Source organism: Pseudomonas sp. Irchel 3H7 (assembly GCF_900187605.1).
GTDB lineage: Bacteria > Pseudomonadota > Gammaproteobacteria > Pseudomonadales > Pseudomonadaceae > Aquipseudomonas.
Genome location: NZ_FYEA01000005.1, coordinates 172,907 through 185,970, shown reverse-complemented (window position 1 = coordinate 185,970; position 13,064 = coordinate 172,907). Strand labels below are relative to the sequence as shown.

Sequence of the window (13,064 nt, the reverse complement as noted above, 5' to 3'; positions counted from 1 at the left end):
AGGATCAAAAGATCGCAGCCTTCGGCAGCTCCTACATGAGGTTGTGTTGTAGCGAATATTATCGAGAACCCCATGCCTCAACCGCGTCCTTACAAAGTTGCACTCAACGGCTACGGCCGGATTGGTCGTTGCGTCTTGCGTGCGTTGTTTGAGCGAGGCGAGAAAGCCGGGTTTGAAATTGTCGCGATCAACGATCTGGCGGACATGGCCAGCATCGAATACCTGACACGCTTCGACTCCACCCACGGCCGCTTCCCGGGCGAGGTGCGAGTAGAAGGCGATTGTCTGCATATTAATGGCGACTGCGTGAAGGTCCTGCGCAGTGCCACCCCCGAAGGCATCGATTGGGCGTCGCTTGGTGTCGATCTGGTGCTCGAATGCTCCGGTGCCTATAACACCCGTGCCGACGGCCAGCGCTTTCTCGACGCCGGCGCGCCACGCGTGTTGTTCTCGCAGCCGATGGCCAGCGAGGCGGATGTCGACGCCACCATCGTTTATGGCGTCAATCAGGATTGCCTGACCGGCGACGAGCTGCTGGTGTCCAACGCCTCCTGCACCACCAACTGCGGCGTGCCGTTGTTGCGCCTGCTCGACAAGGCGATCGGCCTCGATTACGTGTCGATCACCACGATTCACTCGGCGATGAACGATCAGCCGGTGATCGACGCCTATCACCACGAAGACCTGCGCCGCACGCGTTCGGCGTTTCAGTCGGTGATCCCGGTGTCCACTGGTCTGGCGCGCGGTATCGAGCGCCTGCTGCCGGAACTTGCCGGGCGAATTCAGGCCAAAGCCGTACGCGTGCCGACGGTCAACGTGTCCTGCCTCGACATCACGATGCAGACCGCCACCGCGACCGATGCCAATGAGGTCAACCGGATCCTGCGCGAAGCCGCCACCTATGGCCCGCTCAAAGGTCTGCTCGCCTATACCGAGCTGCCGCACGCCAGTTGTGATTTCAACCATGACCCACATTCGGCCATCGTCGATGCCAGTCAGACCCGTGTTTCCGGCCCCAAACTGGTGAACATCCTGGCCTGGTTCGACAACGAATGGGGTTTTGCCAACCGAATGCTGGACGTTGCAGAACACTATCTGCAAACAGCAACTTCAAAAAAACCGTAGGAAGTGCGACCCATGACCGTGTTGAAGATGTCCGACCTCGATCTGCAAGGTAAGCGCGTATTGATCCGCGAAGACCTCAACGTCCCAGTCAAGGACGGTGTTGTCACCAGCGACGCGCGTATCCTGGCTTCGCTGCCGACCATCAAGCTGGCCCTGGAAAAAGGCGCGGCCGTGATGGTCTGCTCGCACCTTGGCCGTCCGACCGAAGGCGAGTTCTCCGCCGAGAACAGCCTCAAGCCTGTTGCTGACTACCTGAGCAAGGCCTTGGGCCGTGAAGTGCCGCTGGTCGCCGATTACCTCGGCGGCGTTGACGTCAAGGCCGGCGACATCGTTCTGTTCGAAAACGTGCGCTTCAACAAAGGCGAGAAAAAGAACGCTGACGAACTGGCCCAGCAATACGCCGCCCTGTGCGACGTGTTCGTGATGGACGCGTTCGGCACCGCTCACCGCGCCGAAGGTTCGACCCACGGCGTGGCCAAGTTCGCCAAAGTCGCCGCTGCTGGCCCACTGTTGGCCGCTGAACTGGATGCACTGGGCAAAGCCCTCGGCGCACCGGCTCAGCCAATGGCGGCCATCGTTGCCGGCTCTAAGGTGTCGACCAAACTCGACGTGCTGAACAGCCTGAGCCAGATCTGCGATCAACTGATCGTCGGCGGCGGCATCGCCAACACCTTCCTCGCGGCCGCCGGTCACCCGGTTGGCAAGTCGCTGTACGAACCGGATCTGCTCGACACCGCGCGCGCCATCGCTGCCAAAGTCAGCGTGCCACTGCCGGTTGACGTGGTGGTTGCCAAAGAATTCGCTGAAACCGCTGAAGCGACCGTCAAGCTGATCGCCGACGTCGCGGCTGACGACATGATTCTGGACATCGGCCCGCAAACCGCAGCCAACTTCGCCGAACTGCTGAAGTCGTCGAAAACCATTCTGTGGAACGGCCCGGTCGGTGTGTTCGAATTCGACCAGTTCGGCAACGGCACCAAAGTGCTGGCTCAGGCCATCGCGGAAAGCTCGGCGTTCTCCATCGCTGGCGGTGGCGACACCCTGGCCGCGATCGATAAATATGGCGTGGCTGAGCAAATCTCCTACATTTCCACCGGTGGTGGCGCGTTCCTCGAATTCGTCGAGGGCAAAGTGCTGCCAGCCGTTGAAGTCCTGGAAAGCCGGGCCAAGGCCTGAGGCCGCCCGTTTGGCCAGGCAAAGGAGTGTTTTCATGGTCAAGTCGTTAGCGCTGTTGTTGCTGACCGGTACGCTGGCGGCCTGCGGGAGTAACCCGAAGGCCGAGGCCACGCCGGCGCCGAGCGAGTCGCAGAAGGGCTGTTATCAGGCCGACTGGCAGGCCGAAACCAACCCGGTGCTGAACAAGCGCTCGGGGCCGGACGGCCTGGACAAATACGAGACGCAAACCCCGGCCAAGGAACATGGTTGTCCTTGACGGGTCTGACTCTTTAACTCAGGGCTGGCGGCATGCGCCGTCAGTCGAGGAACACGGATGAAAGGCTTGATCGCCATTGCGGCGTTGGCATTGTTGGGCGGTTGCGCGCAGTTGAACCTGTTTCAGTCGTCTGCTCCGGCGGACAACTGGACCACCTGGACCTGCGACAGCCAGGCCAAAGTGCTGTGGCGTTACGCCGATGCCGGCCAGAAGGAAGTCGACGTTCGACTGGGTGGCGGTGATCAGGTCTATCGCCTGAAAGAAGAGCCGGGGGCCTCGGGCACGCTGTACAGCGACGGCATGCTGGCGTTTCACGTCAAGGGAGAGGAAGGCCTGGTGTACTGGGTCGCCACCAATGACCTGATCGGCCGCGGCTGCAAAGCGCAGTAATTGCATCACCGCAGACCCAATGTAGGAGTGAGCCTGCTCGCGATAGCGACCTGACAGTCGCTGCAATATTGACTGAAAGATGGCTATCGCGAGCAGGCTCACTCCTACAAGGGTTCTGCGCAGTTCTGAAGAATTGGCTTTATCGAATCACCAGACCGGGCCTCAACCCCCGATCTGCAATCACTTGAATAGCCGCCGCCGCTCCGGCAGGCTGGCACGATTAACGACCCTCAACCGGGAGAGACACACACAATGGCACTTATCAGCATGCGCCAGATGTTGGACCACGCAGCCGAATTCGGCTACGGCGTTCCAGCCTTCAACGTCAACAACCTTGAGCAGATGCGCGCCATCATGGAAGCCGCTGACAAGACTGACTCCCCGGTGATCGTTCAGGCTTCGGCCGGCGCCCGTAAATACGCCGGCGCGCCTTTCCTGCGTCACCTGATCCTGGCCGCGATCGAAGAATTCCCGCACATCCCGGTGTGCATGCACCAGGACCACGGCACCAGCCCTGACGTCTGCCAGCGCTCGATCCAACTGGGCTTCAGCTCGGTGATGATGGACGGCTCGCTGGGCGAAGACGGCAAGACCCCGACCGACTACGACTACAACGTCCGCGTTACCCAACAAACCGTGGCCATGGCGCACGCCTGCGGCGTTTCGGTAGAAGGCGAGCTGGGCTGCCTGGGTTCGCTGGAAACCGGCATGGCCGGTGAAGAAGACGGCATCGGCGCCGAAGGCGTTCTGGATCACAGCCAAATGCTGACCGACCCGGAAGAAGCCGCTGACTTCGTCAAACGCACCCAGGTCGATGCCCTGGCCATCGCCATCGGCACCAGCCACGGCGCCTACAAGTTCACCAAGCCACCGACCGGTGACGTGTTGGCGATCGACCGCATCAAGGAAATCCACAAGCGCATCCCGAACACTCACCTGGTAATGCACGGTTCATCGTCGGTGCCACAAGAGTGGCTGGCGATCATCAACCAGTACGGCGGCGACATCAAAGAAACCTACGGCGTACCGGTTGAAGAAATCGTCGAAGGCATCAAGTACGGCGTGCGCAAGGTCAACATCGACACCGACCTGCGCTTGGCATCCACCGGTGCGATGCGTCGCCTGATGGCCACCAACCCGAGCGAATTCGACCCACGTAAATTCTTCGGCGCGACTGTTACTGCAATGCGTGACGTGTGTATCGCTCGTTATGAAGCGTTTGGTACTGCCGGTAATGCTTCGAAGATCAAACCGATCTCGCTGGAAGCGATGTACCAGCGTTATCTGAAGGGTGAGTTGAACGCCAAGGTTAACTAAGCTATTCGAGTTTTGCCGGCATTAAAAAAACCGCCGTGAGGCGGTTTTTTAATGCATGAGGAATGGTCAAATCGTTGAGCCGTTTCTATGTCTAGCTTATGTATTCTATCCAAATTCGTCAACTATCTTTCTTGGTAACCCTCTGATAATTCTTAATAAAACGGCGAGAGCGCAGTTGGCGGTGAATTACGTGTCGCTGGAAGAAACTATGCTCAGGTTGAATAATGTTTTCTGTTTACGTTAGGCGCAAGGAAATGCGACATCATGAAGGTGTATTTCGGTAAGTGAGAGAATGGCTAAGTACCTGTGTGTGAATTTGTTTTCAATAAAACCCAGTTTTGAGGCGGTTGCGATTTGTCTTTTGGGGTGCGGATTGCGTTCATTATCCCGAATTGATTCGGACTCTCCAAGTAGGGTGATTGCAAATCCCACTTGTCTGTTGGCGTCTCGAAGGTAAACGATGTAGAACTTGTGCTTCTATTGAAACTGAACCATCCATTTATATTGTGGCTGGTTGAAGAAGGGGTGAACTGGTTCTCAAGTAATTCCCCACTGAATTTACCACTTGCTTCATCATGGCTAGTAATGCGAAAAAGAATAGTCTCTTCCTTGCCGTAGTAGACGTGGCTGTAATCACCATTTATCGGATGCGACATGTCAATCTCCTCGATGGATTTGTTGCTTTTTGTGATTTGGAAACAATGGACAGATTTGATCTTCTAACTTTTTAATATTTTGCGTTGTTTGACTAAGAATAGTTTTTTGTGAACGAGCAGGCACCTGTAATAAATGACAGTTTTAATATTTTTTTGATATAAAGCTTATTATTTATTGTGATAAAAAAGGAAGTGGCAAAAGAAATCAAAAAGGGGACAGATTTATTAAATCCAATCCCTTTCGATTTTTTTGTAAGCGTCCACACTATTTCGGGGGGGGGCGCCCTCTAGAGCGTTGTGAAACCCGCATTCCCGTGATGTTTTCAATTTCTTCTGTGAAGCGCGGACTGCCCGTCAATTGCCCGCGTTGAAGCGCCCCTCTTATCAACTGCAACTCTGACGGGGGTGTGGCCTGATCTATCAATTCGCTGTAACGAGCCAAGCGGGCTGAATAGTCTAATCCAAGTCCTTTGAAACCGGGGCTTTCACCCAGCCAAATGCTCTCGGCAGTTTCATTAAGTCTCAAGGAATAGCTCGATCTCGGGTAATCTTGTGCCCGACCAATCATTTGGGCTCGCACCGGGTTGAGTTCGATGTATCGGCTACAGGCTAGCAAATAGGTGTCTCTTTCGACGACGCTAGATTTGTATCGACTTTCCCACAGGGTGCCCGAACGACCTTCGAGTCTATTGCGATAACGCGTCATACGGCCAGCCAGACCTTTCATCAACTGCCCGAGTCCAGATGCGTCATCTCCTGGGGCGAGGAGGAGGTGGACGTGATTAGTCATTAAACAGAGGGCGTAAACCTTCACGCCAAATACATGCTTGAATTCTTTCAAATGGCTGAGATATCGCCGGAAGCCTCTGGGGTGGCGAATACTACCTGCTTGTTGTGGCCTCGTTGCACAATATGGTGCGGATAATTGGGTAATACAATGCGTGCCATTCTTGGCATATAACCTACTATGTCCTTGTTATAACGAAGTAAGTGGAGCTGTGAGGGATGGGAGGATCTAAATAAATCTGCTCCCTTTTTTGTTCGTCCACTTTTTTACGATTTTTTGATATGGGGTTTATCGCTATTTATTATGAAAACCTGTTAGTTCTATCAGGTGTGGAAGTCTTAAATGTGAGGAGAATAGGGTTTGGAGATTGGCTCTCTATTTGTTGTTTGTAAATGAGGAGTGGAGCTATGCGGGTTTATGTAAAAAAAATGTCTGATGCTAAGGTTGTCGTTCTAGAGGTCGAATCAAGCGACAGTATCCTAAATGTTAAGGAGAAAGTACAGGATAAGGAGGGCATTCCGCCTGATCAGCAGTGGCTGATTTTTAATGGAAAGCAACTCGAGGAGGGGCGCTCATTAGCAGACTATAATATTGTTAAAGAATCGACACTTGATTTGAGGTTGCGTTTGCGCAGTGGGTGATGCGGTAATGTATTAAAAAGGTTTTTCTTTGAGTTCAATCAGCGTTGTTACAAAGTCTAGGAATAATTAAGCTGGTCTAAAAAGAAACCCGCCGTTAGGTGGGTTTCTTGTGTGAGGGCGTTTTACCGTTTAAAAGATAAGATTGTCACTTGTAGTGGACATTCAAGGGATTCCTCAATGAAAAGTTCGGTATGAGTGACTACTCCTTCAGTTCAACGTGATCCAATGCCTGATTTACCGCCAATTCACCGAGCATGACGACTTGCGCAATGCCTAGCGCGGTCTTGCGGTGTGAGGTGTCGAGCATGGCGGCGAAGTTGTTGAGCATTTCGCTGGCTGAACCCAGTGTTTCGCTGGCGTTGGCCAGCAGGGATTCGGTGTTGTACTTCGGGTTGGCGAGGTACATGGGTTCGGGTTTATGCGTGCTGGCCATGATGAAGGCTGACGGTTTGAGGTAATGGTCGAGGGCGCGCTCGGCGGCGTCGTTGAGTTTTTTGGAATCGAGGGATTCGTAGGGGGATGCGGGATCTGTTTCTGGCGGGTGCGGCGTTGATTTTGTCATTTGCTCGAAACCTGATTGGAGTGCCCCCGCTCTGGCTACTAAATCAAAGTGGAGGCAACTGTACGCAGGTTAGTAGACCGGGGTTTCGAGCAAGCCGGCGCACCCGAAGGTGCCCTGCGCACAGCTACCATCAAGCGCAGGTATGGGAATACCTGACTGACAGATGCTTGTGCACAACGCTTGAAACCACGGGCTACTAAACCCGATCACTGGAAATCAGTGACGCGAATCAAGTTACCGATGGCCCGCCAGGCGCACAAGCCGGCGGATTCTGGCGTAGTGGTAGGCAACGGCGCAAGGCCTTGTAGGCATCCGGAAGTAACCGCCGACAGATCTAAACAGCACTGTTTAAAGGTAGGAGCTGCCGAAGGCTGCGATCTTTTGATTTTGTCTTTTCAGAATCAAAAACAGGATCAAAAGATCGCAGCCTTCGGCAGCTCCTACCGTGGGGATTGGGTTATTTGTCGTGATCGATGTCGAGTTTGGAGAAGGTCACTTGCCCACCCTCACTCGTATACCCGGTGTTGTCCTGCACATAAACCCCAGCCTTGAAGTACAACGGCTTGTTGCGCCAGGTCGCGCTGATCTGTGAATCCCACTGATAACCCGCCGCACTGACACCCAACGCACCGCCAGGACTCAGGTGAATAAGGTAGTTGAATTCGCGATCCAGTTTGACCCCGGTGGCGAGGGTGATGACGCGGCTTTCGTCGTCATCCGGATGCATGCGCACCTTGATCACCAGGTTGCCGGTTTCGGTTTTTGTCTTGTACTGATACTCAAGTTTGACCATCGGCTTCTGGCTTTCATAAGCGTGAATCTGGCCGATGACGATCTTGCCGGAGCTGGGCACCTTATTAACCGTGAGGGTCGCCCGCAGCAGGTTGTCCGCGTCCGGGTAATACCAGTTTCGCAGCGTGCCGTTGCTGTAGGTCTCCCGCAGTTCGGTGCGCGGGTAGATGGCGTTTTCGGTTTTTGACCCGGTAACCGGTGACCAGAAGAACAAGGTGCCGGTGTCGGAATGGAAGTATTGATCTTTGAAGCCGTTCACCAGTTTGGAGGTTTCGACGGTGTATGGCGGGCTGCCAACGGGAACGCTGAGGTTCCAGGTTGCGAGATCGATCATGTCGGGTTCTTCCACTCAAAATTCGCTGCACGTACGTGCCAGAAGCTCTAGCCCGCACGTTTTGGGGCGGCCTTTATAAGCGTAGAGGGATTTTTTGTTAATGCCCGTTTGGCAGATGATTGACGTCAACATCCTGTCGAAATGCCATCTCTGCCGGTTTTCGGGGGCTTCAGCGGTGACCGTTAGTCGGCAAATTCACGCTTTGGTTAAATGATGGCCTGATGACAGCTTCTGCTTTCTTGGATCCAGTACTAGAGTGAAGGCTCAGTATGTGTGCGGTTTTTACCGGAAGCCGACCAAAAGTCCCGACAAGAGAAGCAGCATGGAATGCGCGCAACCCCCGCCAGGTGAAGGCAACTCTGTCCTTTTGATCGTTGATGATTACCCTGAAAATCTGATCAGCATGCGCGCGTTGCTGCAGCGCCAGGATTGGCACGTCCTCACCGCAGCCTCGGGTTTCGAAGCGCTCAATATTCTGCTCTCGCACGACGTCGATCTGGTGCTGCTGGACGTGCAAATGCCGGGCATGGACGGCTTTGAAGTCGCGCGCCTGATGCGTGGCAGCCAGCGCACGCGCCTGACGCCGATCATCTTTCTGACCGCCAACGAACAGTCCCAGGACGCCGTGATCAAGGGCTATGCCAGTGGCGCGGTGGATTACCTGTTCAAGCCGTTCGACCCGCAGATACTCAAGCCCAAAGTGCAGGCGTTGCTGGAGCACCAGCGCAATCGCCGGGCCTTGCAGCGCCTGAGTCATGATCTGGAAGTGGCACGCGCCTTCAATGCCTCGGTGCTGGATAACGCGGCTGAAGGCATTCTGGTGGTGGGCGAAGACGGTTTGATCCGTTTTGCCAATCCGGCGATTTCGCGTTTGTTGAATGCGCCGGTGAAGGAGCTGGAAGGTAAAGAGTTTCTCGATTTTCTACAGAAGCCGCACATTCCGCTGTGGGCCGATTCCGAGTTTTATGCCAGCTACAAGCGTGGCGAAACGCTAAGGCTGCACGACGCCTTGCTACGCACGGCGCCCGGCCAGCAAGTGCCGGTAGCCTTGTCGTGTGCGGCGTTGCCTGCCGAGCAACACGCGATGGTGGTGACCGTGCTGGACATGTCGGTGGTGCGGCACTTGCACCAGCAGCTTGAATTCCAAGCGGTGACCGATCCACTGACCGGGTTGCTCAACCGCCGCGGCTTTTACCAGACTGTTGAAAACCTGTTGCTGCGCGGTGAGCGCAGTGATAGCAGTTGGGTCTTGCTGTATCTGGATCTTGATGGCTTCAAACGGGTCAACGATTCACTCGGTCACGATGCCGGCGACCGGGTGTTGCGCTGGGTCTCCGAGCAATTGAAGGCCTGTCTGCGACCGTTCGACATTCTCGCGCGCATGGGCGGTGATGAATTCACCGCGCTGCTGGATCTGGAGTTTCCCGAGCAAGCGGCGAAGATTGCCGAAAAACTCATCGAGCGAGTGTCGATCTGTCAGCAGATCGAAGGGTTGGACATCGCTTTGGGCGCGAGTATCGGCATCGCCACTTATCCGGATTGCGGCTCGAACCTCGACGGATTGCTGCGTGCATCCGACATCGCCATGTACGAAGCCAAGCGCGCCGGGCGTCAGCAATATCGCTTTTATGATCATGAAATGAACGGTAGGGCGCGCTCGCGGTTGATGCTCGAAGAGAGCGTGCGTGCCGCCATCGAGAATCGCGATTTCAATCTGGTCTATCAACCGCAGGTGGCTATCGACACGGGCCAGATTCGTGGCTTTGAAGCGTTGTTGCGCTGGCAGCACCCGAGTGTCGGCGATGTGCCGCCGGGGTTGTTCTTGCCGCTGCTGGAAGAGGCGCGGCTGATCAGCCGCCTCGGCAGCTGGATTTATCATCGCGGCGCCGGTCAGCGTAAAGCCTGGGAAACCCTGTTTGCCGAGGATCTGGTGCTCGGCGTGAGTTTGAGCAACACCCAGTTCAGTCTGCCGAATCTGGTCACCGAGTTGCGTCAGGTGATGGAGCGACACGCCTTGCAGCCTCGGCAACTGGAGGTCGAAGTCACCGAAGAAGCGCTGATGCAAAACCCCGACGAAACCCGCAAACAGCTGCGTTTGCTGCGCAATCTTGGGGTGCGGGTGGCGCTGGATGACTTCGGTTCCGGGCCGTGTTCGCTGGCGCATCTGCGCGATCTGGAACTCGATACGCTGAAAATTGATCGCCATCTCATCGCGCGATTGCCGGACTCCAAACGCGACGCCTCGCTGGTCAGCACGGTCATCAGTCTGTGCAAGCAATACGGTTTGCTGGTGATCGCCGAGGGCGTTGAAACCATCGAGCAATACCAATGGCTGCAAGCCCACGGCTGCGAGTATGTGCAGGGCTTCCTCGTGGCCCGGCCATTGATCGCCGAGGACGCGGTCAGCTTCGCCGAGCCGTTTGACTGGAGCGCGCTGCCCGTTTGAATTCGCTACACTGGCGCACCTTTTTCGAACCGTGTCGCTTGTCCATGACTGTGTTGAAGTACCTCCAGGCCTATCCCGCGCAATTACAGGATCAGGTGCGCCAATTGATCGCCGAAGGGCGTCTGGGTGATTACCTGAATCAACGCTATCCGGGACGGCACGACGTGCAGAGCGACAAGGCTTTGTACAGCTATGCGCTGGACTTGAAGCAGGAATACCTGCGCAACGCGCCGGCCATCGACAAGGTGCTGTTCGACAATCGCCTCGACCTGACGCACCGCGCCCTCGGTCTGCACACCACAGTGTCGCGGGTGCAGGGCGGCAAGCTCAAGGCCAAGAAAGAGATTCGTATCGCCTCGTTGTTCAAGGACGCCGCGCCGGACTTTCTGAAAATGATCGTGGTGCATGAACTGGCGCATTTCAAAGAGTCGGATCACAACAAGGCGTTCTATAAATTGTGTGAGCACATGCTGCCGGGGTACCACCAGGTCGAGTTTGATCTGCGCGTGTACCTGACGTGGCGGGATATGCAGGCTTAACAGTACGCAACCAGGAAGGTGTGGATGGACGTCAGCAAGACCAAAAGCAGTTTCTACCGCCGCTTGTATGTGGCGTACCTGATCGACAGCGGTCTGGCGCCGAGTGTGCCGACGCTGACCGAAGTGACCGGCATGCCCCGGCGCACGGCGCAGGACACGATTGCGGCGTTGGCGGATCTGGATATCGTTTGTGAGTTCGAGCAGGAAGAGGGCGCGCGCAATCACGCCGGGCGCTATCGGATTCGTGATTGGGGGGCGATTGATCGCGGGTGGATCGAGCGTAATTTGCGGCAGATCAAGGCAGTTCTGGGATATCCCTGAAAAGCCCCTCATCGGAACGCCGCCCGCCCAGCCCTCTCCCAGAGGGAGAGGGGGCCGATTGGGGGATATTGGAGAGTTACGCCGACGTGAGCGAGCGCCGTTGAATCCATAATCGACTCGGTTTTTCAGGTCGGCGGATAGCGCAGCACAACTCGGTCAGTCCCCTCTCCCTCCGGGAGAGGGCTAAGGTGAGGGGCTGTTCAGGCGCGACGCATCCCGATGTGTGGAATGTCATCCTCCAGATACTCTTCACCCGCCACAACAAACCCGTACTTGCCGTAATACCCCTGCAAATGCGCCTGTGCCGACAGATAGATCGGCACCTGCGGCCAATGCTTTTCAGCCTGTTTCAGCGCCTGCTCCATCATTTCGTGCCCCAGCCCTCTGCCGCGCCCCTGCGGTGCAGTAATCACCCGGCCGATCACCACGTCGCCGCCCTGGGATTCCGGATCCAGCAGGCGCAGGTAGGCCATCAACTGATCATCTTCCCAACCCATCAGGTGATAGGTATCGCCTTCCAGATCCTGACCGTCGAGGTCCGGATAAGCGCATTTCTGTTCAACCACGAACACGTCCGAGCGCAGCTTCAACAGCGCGTACAGCTGTTCCTTGCCCAGATCACTGTGATGTTTGCAGACCCATTCGATTGTCATTTGCCGATTCCTTGAACGTGTCGCCCGATACTAAGCGCCTGCGGCAAAGATGTCTTTATGGCGTAAGAGTCTGTGACAAAGGTCAAAATGCCATCATTCCTTTCTCGCAGTCTCGGCGACTTTGTGTAATCTGCTGAAGAGCCCTGTGCACTGGCTGCAATGAGCTAATGTTAGGGCCTGGGTTTTGCCGGTAAGGGGCCTTGGGGTTTTGGCTGAAAACATGCTGGGCAACCTGCCCGCTAAGGATTTTCAAGCATGCCGCGTTTGCATCGAGCCTTTGCTTTGGTCGGATTGCTCTTGCTGGCTCAGACTGCTGCAGCGGAGAAGCTGCGGCTGGTGTTTGATATCTGGCCACCCTTTACCGACGACACGCTGGTCAACGGCGGACTGGCCACCGACATCGTCACGACTGCCCTGGCCCGGGCCGGTTATGCCAGCGGCTACGAACAGGTGCCTTGGGCGCGGGCGCTGCTCGGTGTCGGCGAAGGCCGCTACGACGTGTTGGTCAACGCCTGGTACAACGATGAGCGGACCAAGCTGGGCGAGTTTTCCGGGGAATACCTGCTCAACCGCATCCGCTTTCTCAAGCGCAAAGACACGCCACTCGATTATTCCAATCTGCAGCAATTGCACACGTACCCGATTGCGGTGGTGCGCGGCTATGCCTATTCGGCGCCGTTCGATGCCGACACGGCGTTGCAGAAAGTCCCTGTGCATAACTTCGCCATGGCCGTGCGCATGCTCGCGGCGGATCGGGTCAAGTTGACGCTGGAGGATGAGTATGTGGCGAAGTATTACCTGGCGCGCGAATCAGCCAAGGTGCGCAATTCAGTGGAATTTTTGCCCAAGCCGTTGAGTGAGAACAGCCTGCACATTCTGGTGAGCCTGAAGAATCCGCAGCATGAGCAGATTGTTGCAGGGTTTGATAAGGCGATTGCGGCGATGAAGGCGGATGGCAGTTATGACAAGTTGTTGAGGCAGCATGGGATGTGAGGGTCGATCCAGAATCCTCTGTGTGGCAGATGTCGCTATCGCGAGCAGGCTCACTCCTACAATTTGGAATGCGTTC

Annotated in this window: 14 protein-coding genes and 1 pseudogene; 10 read left to right on the top strand and 5 right to left on the bottom strand. The window is 55.9% G+C overall.

What is annotated here, in order from left to right; translation table 11 throughout:
* The first annotated feature begins 72 nt into the window (after positions 1-72).
* The 5 genes from epd to fba all read left to right on the top strand — a co-directional run bounded on the left by epd (position 73) and on the right by fba (position 4,264).
* Positions 73-1,125 carry an erythrose-4-phosphate dehydrogenase gene (gene epd, locus CKW38_RS11235; protein ID WP_095112769.1) on the top strand — a complete coding sequence of 351 codons (1,053 nt, stop codon included), beginning with the start codon at positions 73-75 and terminating at the stop codon, positions 1,123-1,125.
* 12 nt (positions 1,126-1,137) lie between these two features.
* Entirely contained in the window at positions 1,138-2,301 is a 1,164-nt protein-coding gene (locus CKW38_RS11230) for a phosphoglycerate kinase (protein WP_007913753.1), read from the top strand.
* Between the two features lie 34 nt (positions 2,302-2,335).
* The gene (locus tag CKW38_RS11225; protein WP_007913756.1) at positions 2,336-2,557 is read left to right on the top strand and encodes a hypothetical protein; all 222 of its coding nucleotides are present in this window, start codon (positions 2,336-2,338) and stop codon (positions 2,555-2,557) included.
* 57 nt (positions 2,558-2,614) lie between these two features.
* Positions 2,615-2,947 carry an MliC family protein gene (locus tag CKW38_RS11220; RefSeq protein WP_016987235.1) on the top strand — a complete coding sequence of 111 codons (333 nt, stop codon included), beginning with the start codon at positions 2,615-2,617 and terminating at the stop codon, positions 2,945-2,947.
* 252 nt (positions 2,948-3,199) lie between these two features.
* Positions 3,200-4,264, top strand: a complete 1,065-nt coding sequence (gene fba / locus CKW38_RS11215) for a class II fructose-bisphosphate aldolase (protein WP_007913760.1) — start codon at positions 3,200-3,202, stop codon at positions 4,262-4,264.
* 296 nt (positions 4,265-4,560) lie between these two features.
* On the opposite strand, the gene CKW38_RS29635 is transcribed toward fba, so the two are convergent.
* Both CKW38_RS29635 and CKW38_RS11210 read right to left on the bottom strand, forming a co-directional pair.
* Positions 4,561-4,920: a hypothetical protein gene (locus CKW38_RS29635; RefSeq protein WP_141232657.1), complete on the bottom strand. Its 360-nt coding sequence runs from the start codon at positions 4,918-4,920 to the stop codon at positions 4,561-4,563.
* A gap of 265 nt (positions 4,921-5,185) precedes the next feature.
* A pseudogene (locus tag CKW38_RS11210) lies at positions 5,186-5,877 on the bottom strand (transposase).
* Positions 5,878-6,114: 237 nt separating this feature from the next.
* Here CKW38_RS11210 and CKW38_RS11205 point away from each other — a divergent pair.
* Complete coding sequence (locus CKW38_RS11205; protein WP_095112768.1) at positions 6,115-6,348, top strand: ubiquitin-like protein; 234 nt, start codon at positions 6,115-6,117, stop codon at positions 6,346-6,348.
* 199 nt (positions 6,349-6,547) lie between these two features.
* Here CKW38_RS11205 and CKW38_RS11200 read toward each other — a convergent pair whose 3' ends face one another.
* Positions 6,548-6,910, bottom strand: a complete 363-nt coding sequence (locus tag CKW38_RS11200; protein ID WP_007913768.1) for a DUF6124 family protein — start codon at positions 6,908-6,910, stop codon at positions 6,548-6,550.
* 457 nt (positions 6,911-7,367) lie between these two features.
* Positions 7,368-8,036 carry a polysaccharide lyase family 7 protein gene (locus CKW38_RS11195; protein ID WP_007913770.1) on the bottom strand — a complete coding sequence of 223 codons (669 nt, stop codon included), beginning with the start codon at positions 8,034-8,036 and terminating at the stop codon, positions 7,368-7,370.
* A gap of 322 nt (positions 8,037-8,358) precedes the next feature.
* Here CKW38_RS11195 and CKW38_RS11190 point away from each other — a divergent pair, with 322 nt between their 5' ends.
* From CKW38_RS11190 to CKW38_RS11180, 3 genes are read left to right on the top strand one after another with little or no spacing between them, the layout of a single operon-like run.
* Positions 8,359-10,482 carry a bifunctional diguanylate cyclase/phosphodiesterase gene (locus CKW38_RS11190; RefSeq protein WP_095112767.1) on the top strand — a complete coding sequence of 708 codons (2,124 nt, stop codon included), beginning with the start codon at positions 8,359-8,361 and terminating at the stop codon, positions 10,480-10,482.
* A 44-nt stretch (positions 10,483-10,526) separates the two neighbouring features.
* Positions 10,527-11,021 (top strand): M48 family metallopeptidase, encoded by a 495-nt coding sequence (locus CKW38_RS11185; RefSeq protein WP_095112860.1) that lies wholly within the window; start codon positions 10,527-10,529, stop codon positions 11,019-11,021.
* A gap of 24 nt (positions 11,022-11,045) precedes the next feature.
* Positions 11,046-11,342: a helix-turn-helix domain-containing protein gene (locus CKW38_RS11180; RefSeq protein WP_095112766.1), complete on the top strand. Its 297-nt coding sequence runs from the start codon at positions 11,046-11,048 to the stop codon at positions 11,340-11,342.
* A 200-nt stretch (positions 11,343-11,542) separates the two neighbouring features.
* On the opposite strand, the gene CKW38_RS11175 is transcribed toward CKW38_RS11180, so the two are convergent.
* The gene (locus tag CKW38_RS11175) at positions 11,543-11,995 is read right to left on the bottom strand and encodes a GNAT family N-acetyltransferase (RefSeq protein ID WP_007913781.1); all 453 of its coding nucleotides are present in this window, start codon (positions 11,993-11,995) and stop codon (positions 11,543-11,545) included.
* A 255-nt stretch (positions 11,996-12,250) separates the two neighbouring features.
* Here CKW38_RS11175 and CKW38_RS11170 point away from each other — a divergent pair, with 255 nt between their 5' ends.
* Positions 12,251-12,988 carry an ABC transporter substrate-binding protein gene (locus CKW38_RS11170; RefSeq protein ID WP_007913782.1) on the top strand — a complete coding sequence of 246 codons (738 nt, stop codon included), beginning with the start codon at positions 12,251-12,253 and terminating at the stop codon, positions 12,986-12,988.
* Positions 12,989-13,064: the final 76 nt, after the last annotated feature.

Excerpts from the sequence above, each read along its gene's own strand:
- CKW38_RS11185 (WP_095112860.1), top strand. The coding sequence starts at position 10,527 with ATGACTGTGTTGAAGTACCTCCAGGCCTATCCCGCGCAATTACAGGAT.
- CKW38_RS11175 (WP_007913781.1), bottom strand. The coding sequence starts at position 11,995 with ATGACAATCGAATGGGTCTGCAAACATCACAGTGATCTGGGCAAGGAA.
- CKW38_RS11230 (WP_007913753.1), top strand. The coding sequence starts at position 1,138 with ATGACCGTGTTGAAGATGTCCGACCTCGATCTGCAAGGTAAGCGCGTA.
- CKW38_RS11205 (WP_095112768.1), top strand. The coding sequence starts at position 6,115 with ATGCGGGTTTATGTAAAAAAAATGTCTGATGCTAAGGTTGTCGTTCTA.
- CKW38_RS11170 (WP_007913782.1), top strand. The coding sequence starts at position 12,251 with ATGCCGCGTTTGCATCGAGCCTTTGCTTTGGTCGGATTGCTCTTGCTG.
- CKW38_RS11225 (WP_007913756.1), top strand. The coding sequence starts at position 2,336 with ATGGTCAAGTCGTTAGCGCTGTTGTTGCTGACCGGTACGCTGGCGGCC.
- CKW38_RS29635 (WP_141232657.1), bottom strand. The coding sequence starts at position 4,920 with ATGTCGCATCCGATAAATGGTGATTACAGCCACGTCTACTACGGCAAG.
- CKW38_RS11180 (WP_095112766.1), top strand. The coding sequence starts at position 11,046 with ATGGACGTCAGCAAGACCAAAAGCAGTTTCTACCGCCGCTTGTATGTG.
- CKW38_RS11195 (WP_007913770.1), bottom strand. The coding sequence starts at position 8,036 with ATGATCGATCTCGCAACCTGGAACCTCAGCGTTCCCGTTGGCAGCCCG.
- CKW38_RS11220 (WP_016987235.1), top strand. The coding sequence starts at position 2,615 with ATGAAAGGCTTGATCGCCATTGCGGCGTTGGCATTGTTGGGCGGTTGC.
- CKW38_RS11200 (WP_007913768.1), bottom strand. The coding sequence starts at position 6,910 with ATGACAAAATCAACGCCGCACCCGCCAGAAACAGATCCCGCATCCCCC.
- fba (WP_007913760.1), top strand. The coding sequence starts at position 3,200 with ATGGCACTTATCAGCATGCGCCAGATGTTGGACCACGCAGCCGAATTC.
- epd (WP_095112769.1), top strand. The coding sequence starts at position 73 with ATGCCTCAACCGCGTCCTTACAAAGTTGCACTCAACGGCTACGGCCGG.
- CKW38_RS11190 (WP_095112767.1), top strand. The coding sequence starts at position 8,359 with ATGGAATGCGCGCAACCCCCGCCAGGTGAAGGCAACTCTGTCCTTTTG.